Origin of the sequence: Exiguobacterium sp. Leaf187, from assembly GCF_001423925.1 — a bacterium.
Lineage (GTDB): Bacteria > Bacillota > Bacilli > Exiguobacteriales > Exiguobacteriaceae > Exiguobacterium_A > Exiguobacterium_A indicum.
The window spans coordinates 1-460 of the sequence record NZ_LMPR01000016.1 but is presented as its reverse complement, the minus strand read 5'-3'; the positions used below and the strand labels follow the sequence as shown (position 1 = coordinate 460).

At 48.0% G+C, this 460-nt stretch carries 1 protein-coding gene; it reads left to right on the top strand.

Features of this window, described 5'->3' with window-relative positions:
* Positions 1-460: mechanosensitive ion channel family protein (locus tag ASF99_RS16950; protein ID WP_442855981.1), on the top strand; the 460-nt coding region annotated here is incomplete at both ends.

The window sequence follows — 460 nt, the reverse complement described above, 5'->3', positions numbered from 1 at the left end:
CTTGCTTGGAGCGATCATCATTTTCTTGATTGGATGGCTCATTGCCAAGCTGATCGCGAACGGAGTTCAAAAAGCGTTAGAGAAGTCTGGGGTCGTCAACAAGTTCTCACTTCAAAAAGAGGGTACGCCACCAAAGAAGAAAAAGTGGACACCTGAAAAAATCATCGGGACCGTCGTCTTCTGGGTTCTCATGGTCTTCGTTCTCATCTTGGTCTTCAACATCCTTGATCTGAACATCATTGCGGGACCACTTGCGGATACGATGAGTACATTACTCGCGGCAATCCCGAACATCTTGGAAGCAGCTCTCATCCTTCTCTTGGCATACGTCATCGCGGTCGTTCTCCGCATGATCATCGTCAAAGCAGGAACGAAGCTGATGGCGAACGACAAAGTACGTTCGAACAAGATGCTTCAAGGTCAGACGGATCTTTCAGCTTATCCAAAAGTAGCAGGGGAG